This is a genomic window from Moorena producens PAL-8-15-08-1, assembly GCF_001767235.1.
Lineage (GTDB): Bacteria > Cyanobacteriota > Cyanobacteriia > Cyanobacteriales > Coleofasciculaceae > Moorena > Moorena producens_A.
In genome coordinates, this window is record NZ_CP017599.1 from 7,515,994 (window position 1) to 7,539,536 (window position 23,543).

At 43.8% G+C, this 23,543-nt stretch carries 21 protein-coding genes; 11 read left to right on the forward strand and 10 right to left on the reverse strand.

Annotated features, from left to right (window positions below):
• Positions 1 to 3: 3 nt before the first annotated feature.
• Complete coding sequence (locus BJP34_RS27575; protein WP_070395103.1) at positions 4 to 414, reverse strand: J domain-containing protein; 411 nt, start codon at positions 412 to 414, stop codon at positions 4 to 6.
• Between the two features lie 598 nt (positions 415 to 1,012).
• Between BJP34_RS27575 and BJP34_RS27580 the strand changes: the two genes are divergently transcribed.
• Positions 1,013 to 2,188, forward strand: coding sequence for a pyridoxal phosphate-dependent aminotransferase (locus BJP34_RS27580; RefSeq protein ID WP_070395104.1), 1,176 nt, complete (start codon positions 1,013 to 1,015; stop codon positions 2,186 to 2,188).
• Positions 2,189 to 2,298: 110 nt separating this feature from the next.
• On the opposite strand, the gene BJP34_RS27585 is transcribed toward BJP34_RS27580, so the two are convergent.
• Positions 2,299 to 2,751 (reverse strand): helix-turn-helix domain-containing protein, encoded by a 453-nt coding sequence (locus BJP34_RS27585; RefSeq protein ID WP_070395105.1) that lies wholly within the window; start codon positions 2,749 to 2,751, stop codon positions 2,299 to 2,301.
• A 164-nt stretch (positions 2,752 to 2,915) separates the two neighbouring features.
• Positions 2,916 to 3,233, reverse strand: coding sequence for an NfeD family protein (locus BJP34_RS27590; RefSeq protein WP_070395106.1), 318 nt, complete (start codon positions 3,231 to 3,233; stop codon positions 2,916 to 2,918).
• 258 nt (positions 3,234 to 3,491) lie between these two features.
• On the opposite strand from BJP34_RS27590, the gene BJP34_RS49575 reads away from it, so the two are divergent.
• Both BJP34_RS49575 and BJP34_RS27595 read left to right on the forward strand, forming a co-directional pair.
• Positions 3,492 to 3,614 carry a hypothetical protein gene (locus BJP34_RS49575; protein ID WP_267876398.1) on the forward strand — a complete coding sequence of 41 codons (123 nt, stop codon included), beginning with the start codon at positions 3,492 to 3,494 and terminating at the stop codon, positions 3,612 to 3,614.
• 12 nt (positions 3,615 to 3,626) lie between these two features.
• Positions 3,627 to 5,021, forward strand: a complete 1,395-nt coding sequence (locus tag BJP34_RS27595) for a sugar porter family MFS transporter (RefSeq protein WP_070395107.1) — start codon at positions 3,627 to 3,629, stop codon at positions 5,019 to 5,021.
• Between the two features lie 306 nt (positions 5,022 to 5,327).
• On the opposite strand, the gene BJP34_RS27600 is transcribed toward BJP34_RS27595, so the two are convergent.
• Complete coding sequence (locus BJP34_RS27600; RefSeq protein WP_070395108.1) at positions 5,328 to 7,340, reverse strand: M48 family metallopeptidase; 2,013 nt, start codon at positions 7,338 to 7,340, stop codon at positions 5,328 to 5,330.
• A gap of 1,360 nt (positions 7,341 to 8,700) precedes the next feature.
• Between BJP34_RS27600 and BJP34_RS27605 the strand changes: the two genes are divergently transcribed.
• The 5 genes from BJP34_RS27605 (at position 8,701) to BJP34_RS27625 (ending at position 13,712) form a co-directional block, all read left to right on the forward strand.
• Positions 8,701 to 10,143 (forward strand): sensor histidine kinase, encoded by a 1,443-nt coding sequence (locus BJP34_RS27605; RefSeq protein ID WP_070395109.1) that lies wholly within the window; start codon positions 8,701 to 8,703, stop codon positions 10,141 to 10,143.
• A gap of 80 nt (positions 10,144 to 10,223) precedes the next feature.
• Positions 10,224 to 10,544, forward strand: coding sequence for an element excision factor XisH family protein (locus BJP34_RS27610; RefSeq protein ID WP_070395110.1), 321 nt, complete (start codon positions 10,224 to 10,226; stop codon positions 10,542 to 10,544).
• A gap of 127 nt (positions 10,545 to 10,671) precedes the next feature.
• Positions 10,672 to 11,013 (forward strand): XisI protein, encoded by a 342-nt coding sequence (locus tag BJP34_RS27615; RefSeq protein WP_070395111.1) that lies wholly within the window; start codon positions 10,672 to 10,674, stop codon positions 11,011 to 11,013.
• A gap of 16 nt (positions 11,014 to 11,029) precedes the next feature.
• A complete protein-coding gene (locus BJP34_RS41125) occupies positions 11,030 to 11,401 on the forward strand; it encodes a hypothetical protein (RefSeq protein WP_149031221.1) in 372 nt (123 codons plus the stop codon).
• A 400-nt stretch (positions 11,402 to 11,801) separates the two neighbouring features.
• A complete protein-coding gene (locus BJP34_RS27625; protein WP_070395113.1) occupies positions 11,802 to 13,712 on the forward strand; it encodes a DUF4157 domain-containing protein in 1,911 nt (636 codons plus the stop codon).
• Here the strand turns inward: BJP34_RS27625 and BJP34_RS44665 are convergent.
• Together BJP34_RS44665 and BJP34_RS47925 are read right to left on the reverse strand one after the other, a co-directional pair.
• Entirely contained in the window at positions 13,709 to 13,846 is a 138-nt protein-coding gene (locus BJP34_RS44665; RefSeq protein ID WP_158517511.1) for a hypothetical protein, read from the reverse strand. The genes BJP34_RS27625 and BJP34_RS44665 overlap by 4 nt on opposite strands.
• A gap of 706 nt (positions 13,847 to 14,552) precedes the next feature.
• Complete coding sequence (locus BJP34_RS47925; protein ID WP_229424055.1) at positions 14,553 to 14,828, reverse strand: REP-associated tyrosine transposase; 276 nt, start codon at positions 14,826 to 14,828, stop codon at positions 14,553 to 14,555.
• Positions 14,829 to 16,586: 1,758 nt separating this feature from the next.
• Between BJP34_RS47925 and BJP34_RS27635 the strand changes: the two genes are divergently transcribed.
• Entirely contained in the window at positions 16,587 to 16,970 is a 384-nt protein-coding gene (locus BJP34_RS27635; protein WP_070395114.1) for a VOC family protein, read from the forward strand.
• 241 nt (positions 16,971 to 17,211) lie between these two features.
• Here BJP34_RS27635 and BJP34_RS27640 read toward each other — a convergent pair whose 3' ends face one another.
• A complete protein-coding gene (locus BJP34_RS27640; protein WP_070395115.1) occupies positions 17,212 to 17,790 on the reverse strand; it encodes a Uma2 family endonuclease in 579 nt (192 codons plus the stop codon).
• A gap of 497 nt (positions 17,791 to 18,287) precedes the next feature.
• On the opposite strand from BJP34_RS27640, the gene BJP34_RS27645 reads away from it, so the two are divergent.
• Positions 18,288 to 18,566, forward strand: a complete 279-nt coding sequence (locus BJP34_RS27645; protein ID WP_070395116.1) for a LapA family protein — start codon at positions 18,288 to 18,290, stop codon at positions 18,564 to 18,566.
• Between the two features lie 11 nt (positions 18,567 to 18,577).
• Here the strand turns inward: BJP34_RS27645 and BJP34_RS27650 are convergent, their stop codons facing one another.
• Positions 18,578 to 19,234: a hypothetical protein gene (locus BJP34_RS27650; RefSeq protein WP_070395117.1), complete on the reverse strand. Its 657-nt coding sequence runs from the start codon at positions 19,232 to 19,234 to the stop codon at positions 18,578 to 18,580.
• 397 nt (positions 19,235 to 19,631) lie between these two features.
• On the opposite strand from BJP34_RS27650, the gene BJP34_RS44670 reads away from it, so the two are divergent.
• Positions 19,632 to 19,769: a hypothetical protein gene (locus tag BJP34_RS44670; protein WP_158517512.1), complete on the forward strand. Its 138-nt coding sequence runs from the start codon at positions 19,632 to 19,634 to the stop codon at positions 19,767 to 19,769.
• On the opposite strand, the gene aroB is transcribed toward BJP34_RS44670, so the two are convergent.
• Both aroB and BJP34_RS27660 read right to left on the reverse strand, forming a co-directional pair.
• The gene (gene aroB, locus BJP34_RS27655) at positions 19,738 to 20,862 is read right to left on the reverse strand and encodes a 3-dehydroquinate synthase (protein WP_070395118.1); all 1,125 of its coding nucleotides are present in this window, start codon (positions 20,860 to 20,862) and stop codon (positions 19,738 to 19,740) included. The genes BJP34_RS44670 and aroB overlap by 32 nt on opposite strands.
• 161 nt (positions 20,863 to 21,023) lie before the next feature.
• The gene (locus BJP34_RS27660) at positions 21,024 to 23,411 is read right to left on the reverse strand and encodes an ATP-dependent Clp protease ATP-binding subunit (protein WP_070395119.1); all 2,388 of its coding nucleotides are present in this window, start codon (positions 23,409 to 23,411) and stop codon (positions 21,024 to 21,026) included.
• Positions 23,412 to 23,543 lie beyond the last annotated feature (132 nt).

Below are 23,543 nucleotides of genomic sequence, written 5' to 3' on the forward strand. Positions count from 1 at the left end.
AAGTTAATCTAACCAATCATCGATTTTCTGGCTGCGATAGACACGCCTAGACTTTGGACTTCCCTGACTCTTACTGCCAGTGCTACTTTCACTAGCTTCGGTAGTTACAGAATTAACTTCCCGTTTATATAAGCCTGAGTTACGATATTGGTTCTTTAATGGTGATTGCTTCTGGGGTTTAGGCTTGGGGTGTCTATTTTTCCAACCGAGAGTTCTTTGTAAAGAGCGCAATTGGGCATGAGCTTCATTGATTTGTTGTAGCTTGGAGTGAGCTTTCTGTTGTAGCCGGGGATGACCAGGAAAACGGTCAGGATGCCATACCCAGGTCAAATCGAGGTAGCCCTGGTGAATCTCCTCCTGTGACGCTCCAGGCTCCAGCTCCAGGATTCTGTAGTATTTCTCTACCTCTAACATTTACAATATCCTCTTCCGACAGTGACAGGAAAATCAATTAGTAGACACAAAGAAGCCCAAACAAACTTGTCGGGGCAAATGTCAGCTATCAGCTATCAGCTACCAGCTATCAGCTAATAGCTGACACTTTTATAGCTACTTACTTAGTTCAGCGATATTGGCATCTTATTTTGAAATACCTACTGGATCTAAGAGTAATACGATAAGTAATTTTGCTTATTGTTTTTGTTATCTTATCTGAGTAAGGCTTCTAGCATTTAGATGCGTTTGCCCTGCTACTTAGTCAAGTAAACAATCAATCTAAGTCTGAATTAATTGGCAGTAAATTGCAGCAAAAAAACACATCAATTTAAGAAATATATAGTTTCTAGTCTTTAGTTAACGTAAGTTAATAGTTTGACAGCAAACCTCTACAGCATTGATTAGCCCTGATTAGGTAACAAAGGGACAAGGCTGAAAAATAAAATAAATGTTAAAACAAATCTAAAATAAATCTAAAATAAATCTAAAATAAATTCTTAATGGCTAGCTATTATGAGACAATAATAAGATTGTCAAAGCAATCGGATTAACAATTCCTCAGTTATTATTTGTGAGAATGAAGCTGGCATCAAGAGTTGGTCAAGTTACCCCTTCCTTAACTTTAGCCATTGCGGCTAAAGCCAAAGCCATGAAGGCAGATGGGATTGATGTTTGTAGTTTTAGCGCCGGAGAACCGGATTTTGACACTCCCGCTCATATTAAAGCAGCCAGTAAGCAAGCCCTGGATGAAGGAAAGACTAAGTATGGTCCAGCCGCTGGGGAACCGAAGCTAAGAGCTGCGATCGCAAATAAACTGCGCCATGATAATAACCTGGATTACGATACACAGAACGTTATTGTCACCAACGGCGGTAAGCAATCCCTATTCAACTTGATGCTGGCTCTGATTGAAGTGGGAGATGAGGTGATTATTCCTGCTCCCTACTGGCTTTCCTATCCAGAAATGGTAAAGCTGGCTGGTGGCAAACCTGTGATTGTTCCTACAGATGCCACTCAAGGGTACAAAATTACACCGGCTCAGCTCCGTTCATCCATTACACCCCAAACTAAATTATTTATTCTCAACTCTCCGTCTAATCCCACCGGTATGGTTTATACTCCCGCAGAACTAAAAGCCTTGGCGGAGGTGGTGGTAGAGCAAGATATTCTGGTGGTTTCTGACGAAATTTATGAGAAAATTCGCTACGATGGGGCTCAACACCTTAGTATTGGGGCAGTAGGCTCAGAAATATTCCAGCGCACTATCATTAGTAATGGGTTTGCTAAAGCTTTTGCCATGACCGGCTGGCGTATCGGTTATATAGCCGGTCCAGTAGAGCTAATTAAAGCAATGACCACGATTCAAAGTCATAGCACCTCCAATGTTTGTACCTTTGCTCAGTATGGTGCGATCGCAGCTTTGGAAGGTTCCCTTGACTGTGTAGAACAGATGCGCCAAGCCTTTGCCCAACGGCGACAGGTGATGTTAGAGCGCCTCACGGCCATGGCTGGACTAACTTGTCTCAAGCCAGACGCTGCTTTCTACTTATTCCCTAACATTAGTCAAACGGGTTTAACCTCTTTGGAATTTTGCGATCGCTTACTCAGTTCCGAGCAAGTTGCTGCAATTCCTGGTATTGCCTTTGGTGCTGATGATTGTATCCGTCTTTCCTATGCTACGGATATGGCTTCCATTGAGAAGGGGATGGATCGATTGGAAAAGTTTTTGCATCAAGTCAATGGCCACGGATAAAATCCCGAAGCTTGCCATAGTTCTGTGATCACAATTTTGTGATCAGTTGTTGCCATTCTCGACAAACTTTGATATCTCTGTTCTGCTCTGCATAAGTAGCAACTTTTGCTTCAACCACGAGCAGGAAAACTACCACCAATGAAGTGAATATCACTGAAGGTTTCGATCCACAGACGAGCGCCACAAGCCAGTGGAGTGTCTGGCTGATATACAATCCGACACGGACCGAGGATTTCTACCTGGTTGCCGTATACATTGTTGCCACTTCGTTTTACTGAAATCACTGGCTTGCGCTCTTGAGGACTTTTGTGGATATTCGAGCCAATGTGATTGCGGTTGACATTAATCTTGGCTAGAGCCGGAGTACGACTGGTACGCCATTTTCCTTTTGGTCCTCTAGTACCTTTAATGATTTGGGGCAGATTGTTGAACAGGGGAATAATCCAGAATTTTCCGCTTTTATAGGCACCCCGGACGCGACCCTTCTCAAGGAGTTGGCGCAATCGCCGAGGAGAAATACCTAAAAGAGATGCCGCTTCAGTAGTACAAACGCACTTGTTCATAGCTGTTTCTAAAAACTATACCGATAAAAGTATTATAAGGCAAAAGTTACCTTAGTGTCAAACTTCAAGTAAACCCAGAAGCCCAATACTGACCCGCTTAGTGGACAGTATTGGGCTTTAGAAGTTAATTGTTTGGCTTAATGATGTGAAAATCTTGTAAACACTCAAGTCACACGTTGAGTCCAACTCAACAAACGTGAGACAATCCCTCTGGCTAGGTTTTGGCTCGACTCTTGGGAGTCAGGAAAAATATAACCCACTGGTACCACAATCAGGGTAATGCCCCGCCGACCAACAACTGTAACTGGGTCTTCAGGTTCAAGGGTGACTTGAAAATCGGAGCATACTTCTGCTGGCCAGTAAGTTGCTTTATACTTGACTCGTCCTGGCTTATGAGGGGTAATTGTCTTTTCTACCTTGCCACTGCCAGGCTCTGAGAATAAGTTCATCTCTTCCATGGTGGTGTTTTTAGTTGATTCCATTTGCTGCCTGCTCCCTGAGCTTTACCTTACCTTTAAACTGTACTTTCCTTTTTTAAAGCTTCGTGAGGTATCCCATGCCACTATTTAAACCTGTACACAATCCCGTGGTAGTTAAGGTCTTAGCAAGATTCGGCTTTAATCCTCGCTCTGTCTACTATTGAACCCTGCTATGCCATTGGTGATAGGTCGTTCTTTCCATAGACAGTTGCTTAACTGGCAACTTATCCACCTAAAGAATTAGAGCAAAAGCTTCCAGGTATGCAAAGTATCGATGAGGATGGAAAATTCAAAAGCGATGCAGCGCTACTCCCTACTCCCTACTCCCTACTCCCTACTCCCTACTCCCTACTCCCTACCGGCTTAAGTACCTCACCCCATTGAGAACTGCTATAAATGATAAATGACCAACAACAATACCATATATCTTTTGTAGTCCTGATTTCCGCAGTGGCTGCGATTGGTGGTTTTTTATTCGGTTTCGACAGTGCAGTGATCAATGGCACCATTACAGCACTGCAAAAAGCCTTTCACTCCACTAGCGTCGGGACGGGATTTTCAGTATCTTCGATGCTGCTAGGTTCTGCAGTTGGGGCGTTTTACGCTGGACAGATGGCGGATTGGTATGGCCGTAGAAAGGTGATGCTGATGACTGCTGCTTTATTTACTATCAGTGCCATTGGCTCTGGTATAGCAATCGGTATCTGGGATTTTGTAGTCTATCGACTGGTAGGTGGCATTGCTGTGGGTGCCGCTAGTGTAATTAGTCCAGCTTACATCGCAGAGGTTTCTCCAGCTCACCTACGGGGAAGGTTAGGTTCTCTGCAGCAATTGGCCATTGTTATTGGTATTTTTATTGCTTTTGTCAGCAACTACATAATTGGTATGGTTACCGGTTCAGCAGAAGCACCACTTTGGTTTTCTATACCGGCTTGGCGCTGGATGTTCTGGATGGAGGTGATTCCAGCAATTGTTTATGGGGTCGGGGCTTGGTTAATTCCTGAATCTCCCCGCTTTCTGGTATCTATTGGCCGATTGACAAAAGCTGCTGCTGTTTTCGCCAAGATAGAGAGTGGTGATGTCCAAGCCAAGGTCTTGGAAATTCAGCAAACAGTTCTCAAGGAGCGCAAGCCTAAACTCTCTGATCTGATTGGTAAAAATGGTATGCTGCTTCCCATTGTCTGGGTGGGCATGGGATTATCTCTATTTCAACAGTTTGTGGGAATTAATGTAGTATTCTACTATGGTAATGTGTTATGGCAAGAGGTAGGGTTTTCAGAAGGGGATTCCCTGCTAATTAATGTTATTACTGGCGCTATTAATCTTCTTACTACCCTTTTAGCGATCGCATACATCGACAAGTTTGGACGCAAACCCCTTCTGCTGATCGGGTCTATTGGGATGACCTTGACCTTGGGGATAATGGCATTTATTTTCACTTTCGCCCACTTGGATAGCGCTGGTGAATTGATTCTGACTCACTTTCAAGGGATTGTCGCCCTCTTCGCCGCTAACCTCTATGTGTTCTGCTTTGGCTTTTCCTGGGGACCAGTGGTCTGGGTGATGCTAGGGGAAATGTTCAACAACCAGATTCGAGGGTCTGCACTGTCTGTTGGTGCTTCAACTCAATGGATGGCCAATTTTTTCATTACCATCACCTTCCCCATTCTCCTGACTAGATTTGGTTTAGGTACTGCTTATGGTCTTTATACCATTGCTGCTGCTATCTCCTTTTTCTTAGTTGTTTTCGCAGTTCGGGAAACCAAAGGTAAGGAACTTGAAGCAATGTGATCGTAAGTATTCAGCTATCAGCTATCAGCTATCAGCTTATGGGCTATCAGTTATCAGCTTATGAGCTATGAGCACGCTACTTAAGCTGCTTAGGTTTCTTTTATTCTGACGGCACCTGAAGTAGCGTGAGCCATTCGCGTAGCGTGGCTCAAAGGCCAATGTTCACGGCTGACCACTGAATGCTTACAATAAAACAGGTAAGCATTGGTTTAATCTCAGTGAAGTCACAGGCTGGAAGCCTGTGCCACAAAGCTGACCGCTGTTCCCGTAGCGTGCACGTAGCGCATTAGCTGAATACTTACAATATTACTCCTGCTGTGTTTGCTCCTGCTCATTTTCTGGTTTTAGCTCCTGTTCTTTATCCTGTGTTTGCTGCTGCTCATCTTCTTGTTTTCCCTCCTGTTTTCCCTCCTCTTCTTCCTTCTGTTTTTCCTCATATTCTTTCAGGAGTTGAGCAACTCGCTTCTGAATCTCTAGGTGCTTTTCTACACCTTCATAGGTATAACGGTTGTAACCATTATTGTCGATTATAGCTTCCAAATTATTAATCCGTTCTTTAGTCTCTGGGTGAGTTGAAAGCCAAGGAAATAATGGTTTTGGTCCACCTTGATCATGCAGGGTAATCATCAAATTGCGCAATCCATCTGCTGCATAGCCACTAGCCGCAAGAATTTTAGTTCCTAAATCATCAGCCTGACGTTCCATATTCCGGCTATAGTTAAGTACAATTAAATTAGCAGCAGTGCCACCATAGGGAATAAATTGGGCAATGTTAGCAGTCAAATTACCTTGAGTGACTAACTGGAAACCGTGGGATAACACAGCATGGGATAGTTCGTGAGCCAGTAAACCAGCTAATTCTGCTTCCGACTTGGTTTTTAGGATAGCGCCAGCGTTGATAAATATTTTACCTCCCGGTAAAGCGAAAGCATTGAGTTGGTCATCCATAACTACATAAAACTCGTAGTTAAACTCATCGCGACCTGTTACCTTGGTAAGTTCATTTCCCATTTCCCGCACATACTCCAGCACTTCTTCGTCTTCTAGCATCGGTAATTGCTTTTGTGCTTGCTTAGCAATTCTTTTCCCAATGCCTGATTCTCCCTGAAGCATTAATACAGTTGACTCTATTGCCGACAGGGGACCAAAGAGATTACCAGTAAAGACATAACCTAATGTCCCAGTGATCACATTCATTATTGTATTACCGGTAATTTCATTCCGGAGATGGGAAATGTGGCGGTCTAGATGCTGATCAGCGAGCTGAAGAAACTCTTCCGATTGAGGATGCTCAGTATTAAACAGGGCAAATTCACGAGCTACCAGAGATGCTTCAAACCAATTTTCTGAGTCTGCTAGCATTGCCATGGTTACCTTGATTAATTCCGGCTCATGGGGATATAGATTTTTAGCTTGCGTTAAAACTACTAAGGCTTCATCAAGCCGCTCATAATCTTTTAGAGCTTGAGCGTAGCGTATATGACCGGGAATAAATTCTGGTTGCTGCTCTACTAAAAACTTGAGGGGAATCAGAATTTTACTTTCTAAATTCTTTTCTAACCCTGACTCATAGTTACGCCAATACACTCCACCAGCGGGAGAGAGTTGAGTGGTTTCGTAAATTGGCTTCGGTAGTTTTTGAACTGGTTCTGGATTATCAAAAGGATTCTTTGCTTCACGATATAGTTGTTCAGCACCAATTATATCTCCACTTAGATAAAGTCTATCGGCTTCAATCAGTTTCTGCTGTTTTGCCAGTTCTTCTGGGCTGAGTTCTTCAGCTTCTGCTTCCAGGTCGTTTTCCTTAGCGTCAACAGCCGTTGTGGTTTCTTCTTTCTCTACCTCTGTATCCGCAGTTTCTGTATCCGCAGTTTCTGTATCTGGAGTTTCTGTATCTGGAGTTGCTGTATCTTTGGTATCTGAGTCTATTGTAGGTACAGTTGTCGTAGAAGTTTCTGTTTCTGGAAGCTCCCTATCTACGGTATCTTGCTGCTTAGTGTCTTCAGTGGAATTATCCGGTAATGGCACTTCTATATCTATAGGATTTATAGGTATAGGTATACCAGTATCGGAAGTTTCCGTAGGGGCATCGGTAGTCGGTGCTTCAGTTTGAGATATATCCCCTAACCTAGGAACTTCAGTATACTCTGACATGTCAGAAACCTCAGTAGCCCCTAAATGTGAGATTGTTTTAGGTTCACTTCTGTGTTGGATCGGTTCCGATTTCCCGATTTTGGGAGACTCAGCTAAGGCAGTTGAGGCTTCACCCGCCATTAGGATTCCTGACAAAATTAACAGTAAATTTCCAAAACGTTTCATAATTAAATTGTCGGTAATAACTAGAACGGGATATAGATAGAACTAGAAATTAGACGGGTGCATCTCATTTTTGCTGTTTGACACTAGATTTTAGGGAACAGGGAACAGGGAAGAGATAAGACGGAATAGCGATGCACCCGAGGTGCATCTCATTTTTGCTGTTTGACACGGTGGTGCGTTACGGGGCGGGCTATCCAAAGCCTGGCTACGAGGCGGAAAATGAGGCCCCCCTAACGCACCCTACCCAACTGAGCTCAAAGTAAAAAACCTACCCTTATGAGCCCCTAACCCCTCCCAGGAGGGGAAGGCAAAAGTTGACTTTACTTGGTTTTCAGCTTATATCAATGCATACTATTTGACGCGGTGGTGCGTTACGGGACGGAGTGTCCCAACACGTGCTATGGCTTGCGTCTTGGCGAGCCCGTCCCTAACACACCCTACGCCTATATACTCAACCTTAGATCAGGTGATGGCGTCAGGTCATGAGCGGGTGATAGGTAAGCCTCTCACCACTTGTTATTGTTCACAAATAAATGGCTATTGGTAGATAGTATAAATATACGTTATTTTACCGATTCATGATACTCATAATTGGGCTATGTTTATCAAATAAAATAAATTACGATAGGGAGTTAAATAAATCCAGTTCAACAGGGTGGCTTTTTACTCGGCTACAAGAAGATACTTACCTCACGGGGTGACAACAAAGCTCAAACCTAGATAGGTGTTAGGTGTTAGGTTTTAGGTATTGGGTAAAATGAGCGCATCGGTGTCATTTGTATTTCCCAGCAATTGAAGCAATTTTCACCATACAACGTCAATGATAGTTTTAATCAATCCACCCGCTTGACAATTTTCCCGCTTCACCTAACCCCTAAAACCTAACCCCTGTAAGATTTTCAATTAGCTTGTCACCCCCTGAGGATACTTACTGTTACTAACCTTAGGGTAGTCTACCCAATCAGATCGTGTGAAATTACTTTAGTAGTGTTATCGGTAGAGTTATTGGTAGTGTTTCTAGTCCAGTAGTTATCGCTAGATAGTAATTATAGTTACCAAATCCCAATTTCCCTATACCAATAACCCTAAAAGAATTGCGATAATTTTTGTTCCCTTTTCCCTTTTCCCGTCTTGATGCAATAGCGAGTGGGGGAAACCCCCAAGACCGCGCTGCATCGCTACTCCCTACTCCCTATTCCCTGTTCCCTGTTCCCTGTTCCCTTTGGTTTAGCTTGACAATCCCCATCCTCCCAAAGCAGATATTAGTTATCTGATTTTAACTAGTCTATCAGTAATTTCTCAGATTGTTCTGTCAAAGTGATAATTAGTAATATTAATATAAATAATCCTACAAAGACTGATGAAGTTCCCCAGCCGTTTGCTGGAAAAATTCTTGAATAACTCCTACCATTATCTTGATTTACGTTCCCTACGGGTAAGACTAACCTTAGGAATTGCCGCTGTTTCAGCCTTAGGTATGGGGAGTTTGGCAATTTGGACCAGCTGGAAAATGCAGGATATTCTGGTTTCCACTCACAAACAGAGTATTAGTTATATTGCAGAGCGCTTCCCCCAGGATGTGGAAATCTATAGCGATATGGTTACCATGGAAACTGGAATGCAAAAAGCAATTGATAAACTCAGCAATAGTAACACCCTACTCTGGGTAAAGCATCCCAACAATGGTATTGTTGCTCAATCTGAAGCGCAAGAGGTGATTGAAACCCTGACGTCTCCAAAGTATTTGCCACAGATACCGCCCATGCCGGAAGTCTTGGAAGTAAATGGCAGCTACTGGGTGGTTTGCGGCACTACTTTGGAAGTAAAGCAATCCAATCTCGGGAAGTTTTACATTGCCCAAGACATTACTAGTGATCAAAAGATGTTTTTGCAGCTGATCCGGAGTCTGGGGATTGCTACAGCACTGGCTATTGGAGGGATGTGTATTGCGATCGCATTCTATATTAAGCGATCGCTCCAACCACTACAGATGATGAGTCAGCTAACTGAGAGTATTTCTGCGGATGATTTGGGAGATGTGCAAATACAGCTCGATAATGCTCCGACTGAAGTTAGAGAATTGGCACAAACCTTTGACGAAATGCTCGTGCGTCTGAATGATGCCTTAGAAAATCAACGGCAATTTGTTAGCAATGTATCCCATGAATTGCGCACTCCTTTAACCTTAGTCTCTGGCTATGTCCAAAGTACCTTACGTCGCGGTGCTAATTTGACTCCACCTCAGCGCGAAGCCCTAGAAATTGCTTCTTCAGAAGCTGACCGAACGGTGCAAATGTTGCAGGATTTACTGGATTTGGCACGAGCGGATAGTGGTCATATACACTTCAATCTAGAAACCTTTGTCCTAGATGACTTGGTTCAAGAGGTGGCTGAGATGGCAAGACAATATACGAAGCGAGTTATTAAGGTTGAGAGTAATAAACCTGGGATTTGGGTCAAAGCTGATATCAATCGCCTCAAACAAGTCTTACTGAATTTGATTGATAATGCCGTAAAATACTCTAGTGTCGATAAACCAGTCACCGTTAAGTTATCTCAGGTGGATGGCCGTGGCAGAATTGAGGTCTGTGATCGTGGTATTGGTATACCTTTAAAACAACAAGCCCGTATTTTCGACCGCTTCTATCGGGTCGATGAAACTAGAACTCGTTCTACTGGTGGCGCGGGTTTGGGTCTATCTATTGTCAGGACTTTGGTCGAGGGGATGGGGGGGAGTGTGAAAGTGCGATCGCAGTTAAACCAAGGCAGTATATTTACGGTTTGTTTACCGTTAAAGTGCTAGTAAATACTGCCGGGGATCGGGATTTTGGTATAGCTATTTTATAACCGGTAGGGTTTTCCAGGAGATGTTGCTATTTTACTATGGCAAGAGACAAGTATCATCAACTAGTAAAAGCAGCGCTAGTCAAGGAAAGATGGTTGATTACGGATGACCCCCTCATTGTAGAAGCTGGCAAACGTAAGATTCAAGTGGATTTGGGAGCTGAACGGTTAATTGCTGCTGAAAAAGATGGTGAAAAAATTGCTGTAGAAATAAAAAGCTTTATTGGTGTCTCAACGCTTCATGATTTTTACCAAGCTTTGGGGCAGTTTAGTTTTTATAAGTTTGCGCTTGAAAAAAAGATGCCTGAGCGAACATTATTTTTAGCGGTACCCCAGGTGCGCTTTCCGTTGGCGAATTAAATTCGCCACGGGTCGCACCTGATGATACCTATGACGATTTTTTCAAGGAAGACTTTATTATGGAAATACTGGCTCGCTATCAGGTGAAAATGTTGGTGTATCGGATAGATGAAGCAATTATTGAGCGATGGATAAAGTAGCGAAGTATAAGTCAATTGTTCGTCAAATCACCATCGAAACCGGGAAGCTGGGTGAGCGTCCTGATGATCAGGTTAAGAGTCAGATTATTTTAGATGATGAGAGGGGACACTACCTGCTTTATTTTAATGGATGGCGTGGCTCTAAACGAACTTACGGTTGTTATTTACATATTGATGTTAATAACGATGGGAAAGTTTGGGTACACTACGATGGCACTGATTTGCGTATTGCTGAGCAATTGGTAGAGCTATCAATTCCTAAATCAGATATTGTATTAGGATTTATCTCACCAATTAGGCGAGAAGATACCGGGTTTGCTATCAGCTAAGTCTTAGCATGTACAAATGGGTTCCCGTAGCCTGACAAGCGGGTCAATCGCGTTTACAGCCTTTGAATCTTGCCATGATCATGATTCGAGTGGCGGGGAAACTGCCACCAATGAAGCCATAGTAGGGTGGGCAAATCGACAGTATTCGAGTACTAATGGTCAGATTCACAGTATTTGCCCACCCTACCACTTCGTACGGAGCGAGATAATTGCACCACGGGATAGCCCACCCTACCCCGATTCTCCCGATTCATACCAAGCCATAGTAGGGTGGGCAAATCGACAGTATTCGAGTACTAATGGTCAGATTCACAGTAATTGCCCACCCTACCACTTCTCGCCGCCAGACCAAATGGTGATCAATTGCTCCACTACTATGAACCGATGAGTAGGGTGGGCAAATGGACTCGAATCGGTGAGGATAGGGTCAGAAAGTATGGTATTTGCCCACCCTACTCCTTTGGCAAACAAAGAATCGAATAAAAGTACGATTTCCATTCCCGCGCACATGAGCAAGATCTCCCTTTCAAAGGGGTAGAGATGGAATATATTATATTGTTTTCAGGGCAGAGGTCTCGTCAACAATTTCAGTAACGCTTTGTTGATTTATTTTACCTTTTATTATGATAGATAAAGAGTTACGAAGTATCTCGATTTATTGAAACAGAGAACTATAATTTGTGTGATACCAGTTGGTTTGAGTTTGGGGTGCCATGTCGCGCTCCTGGAAGACGGTGGGATCGACTGATATTGTTTTCTAATAGGGTACAAGGTAAAAGGAAATAGCTATGCGCACAACTCATACCTATAAACCGAAATATTCTCACTCTACCTCGTTGACAATTGCTCAAAAAAAGAAAGACTCCAGAACGAAAGGTTATAGAGAAATTTTGGAAGCAGAGGAAAGGGAGTGGAACGCGGAAGAGGCGGTCGGGGAATGGGGAAGTATCAGTGCGAAGGTGATGCGCACCTTAGAATCAGGAGTAACCCAACCGGAAAGGGGAAGGAGAGAGATGGGGCGGCAAGCCAAGTTTAATTTTGGTATGCCGGGAGAGAGAAGCAGGCAAGGGGCGAATCACGGTGGGCATCAGGTAGTGCAGCCTAAAAGGATTATGGTGCAGCGGAGAGCACAACCGTTGACGGGGGATACGGTGATAACAGGCGAAAGCTTGAGGGCATCGAGGATAGATAATCAAAACAAAACTGGCTTGCCTGATCGCCTCAAAGCAGGGGTTGAAAACATCTCGGGTTACTCGAAGCACAATGTGATGGGGACGAGCACTAGCTCCATGTCAAAATCCCCACCGGACGATAAGGTAGGCTTGCAGTTAAAAGCACCAAAGCCTCCGGAATTGGAATTCCATCAACCCCCAGTACACCGGTTTAAAGCACCACCAAGAATCGATGGGCGGATGGATGGGGTGGTACAAACGAAGCTGACAATCGGCAAACCTCATGACCGTTATGAGCAGGAAGCGGATCGGGTAGCAGCAGCGGTTGTAGAGGAAATAAATCGTCCTGCACCAGTTTCTAGGGCTCAGGGTGAGGTTGTGCAAGGGAAGGAAAAGGAGGGGGAAGAACTGCAAATAAAGCTTGAGTTGCAAGGAATCACCGGGCATGAAGGGAAATCGTTGGTACATTCGAGGGGAAATATGCCGTTGCTGCAGCGTAAGGAGGCTATAGGAGGAGGTGAGGCAACCACAGATTTTGAAACAGAGCTAAATCGTGCGAGGGGAAGTGGAAAGCCTTTAGATGTGGGTTTGCAACAGTCAATGGGCCAGGCGATGGGGGCGGATTTTAGTGGCGTGCGGGTGCATACAGATGGACGTGCAAATCAGTTGAATCGGTCGTTGAGTGCGCGGGCGTTTACGACAGGCCAGGATGTGTATTTTCAAAAAGGAGAGTATAAACCAGGAACTAGGGTAGGACAGGAGTTGATAGCCCATGAGTTGACCCATGTGCTCCAGCAGACCAGAAAGGTTGACTTCCCAATCCAAAAACCCAACATCGAAATTGATACGAATGTCAAACACCTTGGTTTGAGCTCGGTGGTTGATAATCCCCCAAAGACGAAGCAGATCCCGTACTTAAAGGAATTTAATGGCAACAGGCTCGGAGAAACAAATGACCCAAAAACCGGAATGGAAAAGGGAAAGAACCCATCGAAATTGCTGTTGCCCGTGAAAAAGCCGAAGGTAGTTGAAACCGCAGATCCGATGGAAGGAACCCCAATCCAGAGGATGATCAGAGTAAGCAAAATCTTACGAGGCTCACTTATAAAAGTCACCAAGGTGCCGGTAGAGTTCAGGGAAAACTTCTGGACTTCTCACGTCGCAGTGGACAATCCAACAGGTTATAAATTGTCAAGTAAAAGATTCGAAAGATCACCACACACAAATGTAAACGATGTAGTCCAGGAAAATCAGGTAGAAGCGTTCAGATCGGCGATCAATCAGGCAGAACTTAGTGACAAGATATACCAGGACTTGAAAGAACCAAATATATATTACCTCCGGGTGAACTTTAAAACATGGAGATACTCAAAAGGAGCAGTTACAGGCCAAAAACAGGAACCAAAGGATATACCCCCCAATCAACCTGGCCCAAAATGGGTCAAGTTACTGGTGACCCGAAATCCTCAAGGTCAGATAACGAAAAATGAAATAATCGGTTTTATTAGTCAGAAAGAGGTAGGTTAAAAAGGCCAAAATATATCGGAACAAGCATTCATGAACGGTGTTTGACCACACGACCAACCAACCGGCCAAGAGCGATCGCTTTTGTCAGTGCGATCGCTCTTGTAGGGTGCGAAGCATGAAATGTAACGCACCATCTATCTGCAAATTGAAACCAAACCATTATTAACTAATACCACGGTAACTAATACCACGGTGCGTTACGGCTTAAAATTATGTAATATCATCTATTTTTAGATACAATACTACGGTGCGTTACGGCTCAAAATCTTGTCATAACATCGTGTATTATTACCAACCCGCCTAACGCACCCTACAAAATCCCTACATACAAAATTTCCACATTATATTCATTATATATAGCAATTACTTTATCATTTTTCACATATATCAGGGTGCGTTACGGCTTCAACTATGGCCATATAATCGATTTTTCGTAAACCTCTTTTCACATATATCATGGTGCGTTACGGCTTCAACTATGGCCATATAATCGATTTTTCTTAAACCAAACCTCCTAACGCACCCTACGAAATCCCTACGAAATCCCTACAAAATAAAAAAATTCTATTCATCCCAAATTCCCTGTGGTTTTTCTTTCCTTCCATCCTTTCCCCAATCCCTTGGATAAATTCCCTGAGCGATAAACCGATGAATACTGGAATACTTCCAATCTTGGGGATGTTTACATAACCGATGTCGAACCGGATTATCATGAATATAATCACAATGGTGAGCAAACTCCCGTTCATTACGGATTAAATGTTCCCAACAACGACGTTGCCAAAGATTGCTTTCCCCTCGCTTGTGTCGTGACCAAGAAACTGCTCGATTAATCCCTAATTATTGTGCATAATGTTTGGTAACATAAGTTTTTATTAATCGCAATCTCACCGAAAAATCCGGATCATCAGGGGGTAAACTCCACAAACAATGAAAATGGTCTGGTAACAAAACAAATGCCTCAATGGAAAAAGGATATTTTTCCCTTACCTTAGCGATCGCTTCTCTGAGAGCCTTTTTGCCAATGTCACTACAGAGCCAAGGTACTCTTTGATAAGTGACTTGAGTGATAAAATATGTACCACCGGAAACATGAGGTCTTCTATAATTGGGCATTAGGATCTGCTATATGCTCACATTTATAGTATTCCCAGCTCTCGTAGGGTGCGAAGCATGAAATGTATCGCACCATCATTATACTTATTGAAACCAAACGATTCTTAACCAATACCATGGTGCGTTACGGCTTCAACCCTTGGTTATATAATCTATTTTTCTCAATCAATACTACGGTGCGTTACGGCTCACCATCTTGTCATAACATGGTGTCTTATTACCAAACCGCCCTTAGCACCCTAAAAAATCCTAAAATTATCTTCATACTATCTCCAAATTGAAACCAAACCATTCTTAACTAATACCACGGTGCGTTACGGCTTTAATTATGGTTATATCATATAATTTTCTCAACCAACCCGCCTAACGCACCCTACAAAATTACCAAATATTATTCATAATATATCTGGATTGAAACTAAACAATTTTTAACCAATACCACGGTGCGTTACGAATTTAACCCTTGGTTATCTCATAAAATCTTCTCAACCAACCCGCCTAACCCACCCTACAAAATACCAAACTTCTATTCATATTATCTCCAAATTTAAACCAAACCATTCTCAACCAATACCACGGTGCGTTACGGCTTCAACCCTTGGTTATCTCAAAGAATTTTATCACCCAAAACGCCTAACGCACCCTACAAAATTACTCCAAAATTAATAATACCACGGTGCGTTACGGCTTCAACCCTTGGTTATCTCAAAGAATTTTATCACCCAAAACGCCTAACGCACCCTACAAAATTACTTTGTTCACAAATCAAATACAACCCTGATAGCTGATAGCTGATAGCTGACCGCTGATATATCACTTTTTTTTCAATTCCTCCTCAACAAAAAAAATATAAAAACCCTTGACAAAAACTATCATAATCATTATGATTATGTGTATAAACCTAAAAACAATTATTCGACTATGCCTCAAAACTCTCAGCCAAATTCAAACAATAATTCAAACGGATTCGTTGTTCCGTACATTTTACAAGGGTCTCGCCACCAAATAACCCATACCATGTATCTCCTTAATGGCCTGGGCTACGCTAAACTTACTGACTGGGGTCCTCTAATGCCCACTGGAATTCCAGGGAAATATATTACGATTATGAAGAGGTATTGGATTTGGCGTTAACACCTTAATTTTCTGGGGGGGTTTCCCCCCTAGACAAAGGCTCCGGTCTGTTCGTTACACGAACAGATAGGTGAGAAAATTGAGTGCATAAGCGAAAATTCCTAGCCGTGGAAAGTATTTCTGCGGCTATTTTTTTGGGGTTAGTTGGTTGAAGGTTAGTTGGTTGAAGGTTAGTTGGTTGAAGGTTAGTTGGTTGAAGGTTAGTTGGTTGAAGGTTATGTAAGCAGTCAGCTGTCAGCTGTCAGCCGTCAGCTTAAAATAAACCCAGCGTAGCGTGCGCCGGTGCGCAATGGGCAAACGGGATAATTTTTGATTGATAGATTAATAAGAGGAGAATTTAAGATTGATAGATTAATAAGAATTGAAAGTGCGATCGCGTAGCGTGGCCTACGGCCAATCGCTTTTGTAGAGTGGGCAAACGTCGATGATAACTATACAAATGGTGAAACTATCATTATTTGCCCACCCGACACCACTACTAGTCAGCAATAAGCGCGGTTTTATACACAGATAATTCGGTAGAGCCAAAAAAGTTAAATCAAATTAAAATTACTATAAAGTCGGAAATGGACTTACAACTTCACAGGGATTTGAACAACATCCAAGCGTTTAAGAGTAAAAATCATGACCCCAAATAATCTACAGTCAGAAGAACGCCCTCCTATTTGGATTGGGCATGTTAGCATAAATGTTTCAGACTTCAAAAAATCTCTCGACTTCTTCTTGTTTGTGGGAATGCGTAAGGTTGCTGAATTTCAAGAGTTAGCAGTACTTGAGTTGAGAGGGGGAACCCATCTGGTGCTTAGAAATAAACCTGAAGCAGAACCAGGACAAGCGAGTTTTGATCTGATGGTGGATGATTTAAAAGCTCAACAGGTCGCCCTGCAAGAGGCTGGCTATGCACCGAGCGAAATTCGCGAAGGCCGAATACACAGTGTGTTTGATGTCTCTGAACCTTCAGGAAACATAATTAGCTTTTACGACAGCCATGTGGTGGGGCCAGTCTAGAGGTTCGTCAGTAGGGTGGGCAAAGATCGATGATAAGCTAAAACGCATTTAAAATGGGTTTTAGCAATGGCAAAAGGCAAAAGGCAAAAGGCAAAAGGGGAGTGGATTCTATCTTTTTTAGTTAATTTCAATAATATACAGTTTAAAAGCACAACAGCTTAACTGTACAAATGGTGAAACTATCTAGATTTGCCCACCCTACCCAGCTTATAGCTGACCGCTGATAGCAGAAAGCTGATAGCTAAATCTGCCGACGGAACGCTCTAATCGCTTCTCCCGCATCGGTTTCCGCCATCAAAACACAGCGTCTGAACCAATCAAGATCCAATTCACTCAGTCCAGGTAGCAAGCTACGCTCAATTGGGACATAACTGCCGTCTTGAAGATGATAAAGCTTTAGTAATCCATCTTCCCAAAACCAAACCTCTGGAACAGCTAAAGCTTGATACCGTTCTAACTTGCTGATGCCACCACTACTAAACACCACTTCAATGGACAAATCGGGAATCGGTTTAACACTACCGATGCAGTAAGACTCGTCAGCTTGGGCAGAGGCGACGCCTTCTTTTTCCTGAGTCATGGAGCGAGTTGGCTGAAAGAAAATACCCTTTTCCGTCAGAAAGGTTGTGATTAAGTAACCGATGATACTGGCAAAAATTTCATGTTCGCGTCCTGGCATCAGAATCTCGATTATCCCATCAAAGTAAAACAGCCGTACTCCAGGAGAACCATCAAATCCCTTCTGGATGAACTTAAACTGTTCCCAGGTGCCATCATGGACAATGCGTTGGTCGGTGGTTTGGTCGAGTAGTTGGGGCATCGCTCTGACAACCGGCTATTCTTACCGGCCATTGTGACATAGTCAGGTTTGGTGGGCAAATGGACATGAAAACTGTACAAATGCTGAAACTATGATTATTTGCCCACCCTACACCAGAGTCAGGTTTGGTGGGCAAAGGTGGATGATAACTAATCAAATAGTGAAACTATGATTATTTGCCCACCCTACACCAGAGTCAGGTTTGGTGGGCAAAGGTGGATGATAACTGTACAAATAGTGAAACTATAATTATTTGCCCACCCTACACCAGAGTCAGGTTTGGTGGGCAAAGGTGGATGATAACTGTACAAATAGTGAAACTATAATTATTTGCCCACCCTACACCAGAGTCAGGTTTGGTGGGCAAATGGACATGAAAACTGATCAAATAGTGAAATTATAATTATTTGCCCACCCTACACCAGTGCGCTATGGGCGAATGTGCTAGAAAAAAGAATACATAGACTAAAACTAGTCACTAGAAACTAGTCACCATCATGAACTATTCCCTAATCAGAGGACTTGGCTTACTTCTAACATCTGTGATAGTTGCTATTTGGATTAGTGCGATCGCTATTTTCTCGATCCAAAATATCACGGAAGTATCCGTGAAGTTTTTAGTCTTCGAGTCGATTGATCTGCCAATCGGTGTTGTTTTGGCTGTTAGCGTTGGTATTGGTCTTCTTGGGGGAGCGATCGCACCTCTAGTGTGGCAGCTTTTGGGACAATCCTGGAAAATCCTAGACTATGAGGATGACCTATACTACGATGAGTAGACTTGGACAATCTATTCGTAGTCCATCCGGTCATAAAGTCTATCATCATATTGATGAGACATAAACTCAGAGCGCCGTCTAGCTGGTAGGGAAGGAGGAACACCAGAGTAGGGGTGTTGCACCACATAAGTTGTACGAGGAGGACGCTGTGGTCGTGAGAGCAAGGCTAACCCCCCAATCACAACAGCACCACCACCAATGGTTACTGCCATACCGCCAAGTCCCCAAAGTATCCCTGACATCAGGGTATTTGCCGTCTCATTATTAGGTTTACGATTAGGAATTAGTTGCTCAGGAGCCCTGATCACACTGGCATCAACCTGAGCAGTTAGATTGTCTAGCAGTAACTGCTGATTGTGAAGTTGGGCTTTGAGCTGTTCAGTTTCAGCTCGTTGTTGCTCAACCATAGTTTTGAGCTGCTCAGTGTCCCGCCGCTGCTGTTCAACATTGAGGATATTATTTAAATTATTATTTAAGTTCGGCGAAGCTAGAGCCTGGTTTGGCGGTTGATCTGCGTAAGGGGAATTATAGGGATTGTTAGGGGAAATTTGGAAGGGTTGGGAAGAGGGAAGGTTATTCGCCACCATATTGCCTCCTCCTTTGAGGAGAAACAATGCTGCCATACCGGCAAAGGCAGCCCCCGTCAGGAATGCCATACCATCACTCATTAATATTGCCTCTCAACTGGAACCGAATTACAACGAATTGCCACTACTGCTAAGGTCGCATATTTTTTAGTTAATTTCACCCTTAACGTGGGGCAATAAGCCCTGTGCCCATAGTTTTGGGGAATTTTCGTGTGTCAATGGCAACCTAACCCTAAATTGAAAACTAGATTGGTGCCAATGTCTACCCTAGCTCATTTTCAAAATTTTGCGATTTCTCGATGAACTTTCCCTAATTGCTATGGATAATGGTGTGGGCAAATCCTTTCAGCCCCCTAGGGTAACCTTGGGATAGTCTTACCCAGTAAGGGATTGAGTTACATGAGGGGTCATACCCTTTAGCCGGTTATCCATTGTTTGATAGCATCTTCGATATATATTAAGAGCAAGTTATCAAACCTTGACATTTGAGTTGGGAGTCGCACCGCTCCCTACTCCCTATTCCCTACTCCCTATTCCCTACTCCCTACTCCCTACTCCCTACTCCCTACTCCCTACTCCCTTTCCTATTGCTGTATTTGCCGAAGCACTTCCCTAATCACATCAGTTGGCACCTGATCTGTCAAGGTTACTTCACCAATCTTGGTAGGCAATACAAATCTTACCTTACCGTCTTTGACTTTCTTATCCGTTTGCAGGGTATCAATAATGGCGTCAATATCTAGCCCACTGGGTAACTGAGTAGGTAGTCCAGCTTTTTTGATTAAAGCATCCTGGCGTTCGGCATCTTCTGGCTGCCACATCTGGAGTGCCACAGCAATCTGGCCTGCGGCTACCATACCAATCCCTACGGCTTCCCCATGATTGACTAACTTGTAGCCAGTTAAGCTTTCTACGGCATGACCAATGGTGTGACCATAGTTCAAAATTGCTCTGATCCCAGCTTCTTTCTCATCCTGACTGACCACATCCGCTTTAGCTTGACAAGACCGAGACAGAATTGTTTCTAATAAATCCTGCTTCAGGTAACGCAATTGGTCAAGTCGCTTCGATTCCTCTAGTTTCACAAAGAGCTCTTCATCCCAGATAATCCCATACTTAATAACTTCTGCCATCCCTGCTCGCAATTCTCGGGCTGGCAATGTTTTTAATACCGAAGGGTCAATTAAGACAAATCGTGGTTGATGGAAGGCACCAATCAAGTTTTTGCCCTTGGGGTGATTGACCCCAGTCTTGCCACCAACTGAAGCATCAACCATGGCCAACAGCGATGTGGGTACCTGAACGAAATTAATTCCCCTTAGCCAAGTGGCAGCGGCAAATCCTGTCATATCCCCAATTACCCCACCGCCCAATGCCACTAGAGTCGAGGAACGTTCTAGGCGGTTTTCTAGGGCAAGATCATAGATCTTTTGGATAGATTTGACAGTTTTGTATCGTTCACCAGCAGGGAGGGTAAGGCTGGATACCTGATAGCCCACTAACTCCAAGGCTGCGATCGCTCTTTCCCCATATCTTCGGAAAATCGCTGGATTCGATACCACTAAAACTTTTTTGCCCAACTGTAGACGGCTCATCCAAACCCCAATATCATCTAAGCCACCTGTGGTCATTTTGCCATCAGGAAGCTGTTGTGCGATCGCAATATCATAGGAATGTTGTGGTAGAGCAACGGGAATAACTAACTTCATGAGGAGGAGCCTTTTTCCTGGTGAACTATGGCGCTGTATATATCTACGTCTATAAAAAATATGTAGATGTAGATATATCTTAGAGGGGTTAAAGGCTACCCCTCTACAGATCCAGGCTTTAAAATCCAGGCTTTAAGGAATTTTGGCATCACTCCTTAGCACTAGCAAACACCAACTGGTTGCAGCAGCTTCTTTTGGGCGTTACCAGATAATACCTTGACCTGACCGTGGTCATCCACATCAACAATTGCGGTATCACCCTCTTGAATCTGACCAGATAGCATGGCTTCGGCTAAGCTATCTTCTAACAGGCTCATAATTGCCCGTCGTAGAGGTCTAGCACCATAGCTCGGTTCGTAGCCTGCTGTGACTAAGTGGTCTTTGAAAGCCTCTGTGACTTCCAGGATAATTCCTTTCTCTTGTATAGAGCTAGAGATTTCCTGAAGCAGGATGTCAGCAATTTCCTTAACTTCATTCTTCTTGAGCTGACGGAAGACAATTATATCGTCAAGGCGGTTGAGGAACTCAGGACGGAAATAGTCTTTCAGATTGTCATTGACCTGAGTGCGGATCTGGTTGTACCTAGACTCATCTTGGTTATTTGACGACTCAAAGCCAAAAGCACTACCTCCTTTTTCAATCACTTTAGAACCGATATTGGAGGTCATGATTAAGATTGTGTTCTTGAAATCTACAGTACGACCTTTAGCATCGGTTAAGCGACCATCATCTAACAGTTGCAACAGTACGTTGAAAACGTCAGGGTGAGCTTTCTCGATTTCGTCAAATAGTACCACCGAGTAAGGCTGGCGTCGGACGGCTTCAGTAAGTTGACCACCTTCGTCATACCCCACAAACCCTGGGGGAGAACCAATCAGCTTGGAAACAGTGTGGCGTTCCATATATTCCGACATGTCAACGCGAATCATCTTGTCTTCTGACCCGAACAGGTAGGAAGCCAACGATTTAGCCAGTTCTGTCTTACCAACTCCAGTCGGACCAGAGAAGATAAAGCTAGCAATCGGTCGATTGGGATCTTTTAATCCAACTCTTGCCCGACGAATTGCCCGAGACACAGCAGTAACAGCTTCGTGTTGACCAATGATCCGCTCGTGCAAGGTTTCTTCCAAGTGCAGCAGCAGAGCTGATTCAGATTCCGTCAGTTTATTGACCGGTATACCAGTCCAAGACGCTACAATCTGAGCAATGTCTTCTTGATCCACAATCGGAATAGTTGGAGATGGGGATAACTTACCTTCAATTCCCTCACTCTCCCACTCTGATTCTGCTCTAGCCCTTGAAGAAGGCTTTGAGTGCATCAAGTGAACCCGACTCCCAGCTTCGTCAATCAGGTCAATGGCTTTGTCGGGTAAATAGCGGTCCGAGATATAGCGGTCTGATAATTGAGCTGCAGCCAGTAACGCTTGCTCAGAAATCTGGACTTTGTGATACTCCTCGTAGGTTGAGCGCAAACCATGGAGTATGTCAATGGTATCCTCTACAGAGGGTTCCGAGACCATGACTGGCTGGAAACGACGTTCTAGTGCTGCGTCTTTCTCAATATACTTCCGGTATTCATCCAGAGTAGTAGCTCCCAAGCACTGGAGTTCACCTCTAGCGAGAGCAGGCTTAAGGAGATTAGCCGCATCCATACCCCCTTCTAAGGAACCTGCACCGACTAAGGTGTGAATTTCGTCAATTACTAGGATAATATTCCCCGATTGCTGGACTTCAGAGACAACCTGCTTGAGGCGTTCTTCAAAGTCTCCCCGGAAGCGAGTACCAGAAACCAATAAAGCCATATCTAGGCTAATCACTTGTTTGTCTGCCAACAGGTCTGGAACATCTTGAGATACAATCCGTTGGGCTAGACCTTCTGCGATCGCAGTTTTGCCAACTCCCGGTTCCCCCAGTAAGATCGGGTTATTCTTGCTACGACGACCTAAAATCTGAACCACCCGCTCGATTTCCTGCTGACGACCAACCACCGGATCTAGTTTGCCCTCTGCAGCTAACTTGGTCAGATTAGTTCCAAATTCTTCTAAGGTAGCTTTCTGGTTTTGAGTATTCCCCATAAACGAGGAACCTTTTCCCCTAGCAGTTGTTGCTGCTGTTAATTCTGCTATCGTACTAATGACATGGGTGCGTAATTCTGTGAGGTCTACACCCAGGTTTACCAGTACTTGAGTGGCAACGCTGTTCCTGTCTTGAATGATAGCTAGCAACAAATGTTCAGTATCGATGTAGTTGTGTCCTAGTTGCTTAGCTTCCTGGAAAGATTGCTGGAAAACTTCTTTGGCTTTGGGGGTGAAAGGGAGTTCTGAGCTAAACCTTCTCGAACCCCTACCCACAGTATTTTCTACCGAGTAGCGAGCATCTTCGAGGGTAACACCAAAATCACTCATTACTCTGGCTGCCACAGCTGTTCCTTGTGCAATCAAACCCAACAGCAGTTCCTCAGTTCCTACGAGGCTGTGTCCCAAGCGACGGGTTTCCTCCTGAGCCAGCATGATGGATTTGATCGCTTTATCTGTAAAATGTTCAAACATCCCCGGTTCACCTTACGGAATTTAAGCAGTGGGTGACATATCACCCTGGTGTAAAGTTTTATGTACTTTACTTCCACCAATGTACCCATCTGTGCTTAGATTCAGCAGTCGGTAGAACCGTAATCTTGAGGA

Coding starts and splice junctions, on each gene's coding strand:
- aroB (WP_070395118.1), bottom strand. CDS start 20,862: ATGAAGTTAGTTATTCCCGTTGCTCTACCACAACATTCCTATGATATT.
- BJP34_RS27625 (WP_070395113.1), top strand. CDS start 11,802: ATGCGCACAACTCATACCTATAAACCGAAATATTCTCACTCTACCTCG.
- BJP34_RS49575 (WP_267876398.1), top strand. CDS start 3,492: ATGCAAAGTATCGATGAGGATGGAAAATTCAAAAGCGATGCAGCGCTA.
- BJP34_RS27615 (WP_070395111.1), top strand. CDS start 10,672: ATGGATAAAGTAGCGAAGTATAAGTCAATTGTTCGTCAAATCACCATC.
- BJP34_RS27645 (WP_070395116.1), top strand. CDS start 18,288: ATGAACTATTCCCTAATCAGAGGACTTGGCTTACTTCTAACATCTGTG.
- BJP34_RS27595 (WP_070395107.1), top strand. CDS start 3,627: ATGATAAATGACCAACAACAATACCATATATCTTTTGTAGTCCTGATT.
- BJP34_RS27635 (WP_070395114.1), top strand. CDS start 16,587: ATGACCCCAAATAATCTACAGTCAGAAGAACGCCCTCCTATTTGGATT.
- BJP34_RS44665 (WP_158517511.1), bottom strand. CDS start 13,846: ATGGTGCGTTACATTTCATGCTTCGCACCCTACAAGAGCGATCGCACT.
- BJP34_RS27580 (WP_070395104.1), top strand. CDS start 1,013: ATGAAGCTGGCATCAAGAGTTGGTCAAGTTACCCCTTCCTTAACTTTA.
- BJP34_RS27605 (WP_070395109.1), top strand. CDS start 8,701: ATGAAGTTCCCCAGCCGTTTGCTGGAAAAATTCTTGAATAACTCCTAC.
- BJP34_RS27610 (WP_070395110.1), top strand. CDS start 10,224: ATGGCAAGAGACAAGTATCATCAACTAGTAAAAGCAGCGCTAGTCAAG.
- BJP34_RS27650 (WP_070395117.1), bottom strand. CDS start 19,234: ATGAGTGATGGTATGGCATTCCTGACGGGGGCTGCCTTTGCCGGTATG.
- BJP34_RS41125 (WP_149031221.1), top strand. CDS start 11,030: ATGGGTTCCCGTAGCCTGACAAGCGGGTCAATCGCGTTTACAGCCTTT.
- BJP34_RS27660 (WP_070395119.1), bottom strand. CDS start 23,411: ATGTTTGAACATTTTACAGATAAAGCGATCAAATCCATCATGCTGGCT.
- BJP34_RS27585 (WP_070395105.1), bottom strand. CDS start 2,751: ATGAACAAGTGCGTTTGTACTACTGAAGCGGCATCTCTTTTAGGTATT.
- BJP34_RS27575 (WP_070395103.1), bottom strand. CDS start 414: ATGTTAGAGGTAGAGAAATACTACAGAATCCTGGAGCTGGAGCCTGGA.
- BJP34_RS47925 (WP_229424055.1), bottom strand. CDS start 14,828: ATGCCCAATTATAGAAGACCTCATGTTTCCGGTGGTACATATTTTATC.
- BJP34_RS27590 (WP_070395106.1), bottom strand. CDS start 3,233: ATGGAATCAACTAAAAACACCACCATGGAAGAGATGAACTTATTCTCA.
- BJP34_RS27640 (WP_070395115.1), bottom strand. CDS start 17,790: ATGCCCCAACTACTCGACCAAACCACCGACCAACGCATTGTCCATGAT.
- BJP34_RS27600 (WP_070395108.1), bottom strand. CDS start 7,340: ATGAAACGTTTTGGAAATTTACTGTTAATTTTGTCAGGAATCCTAATG.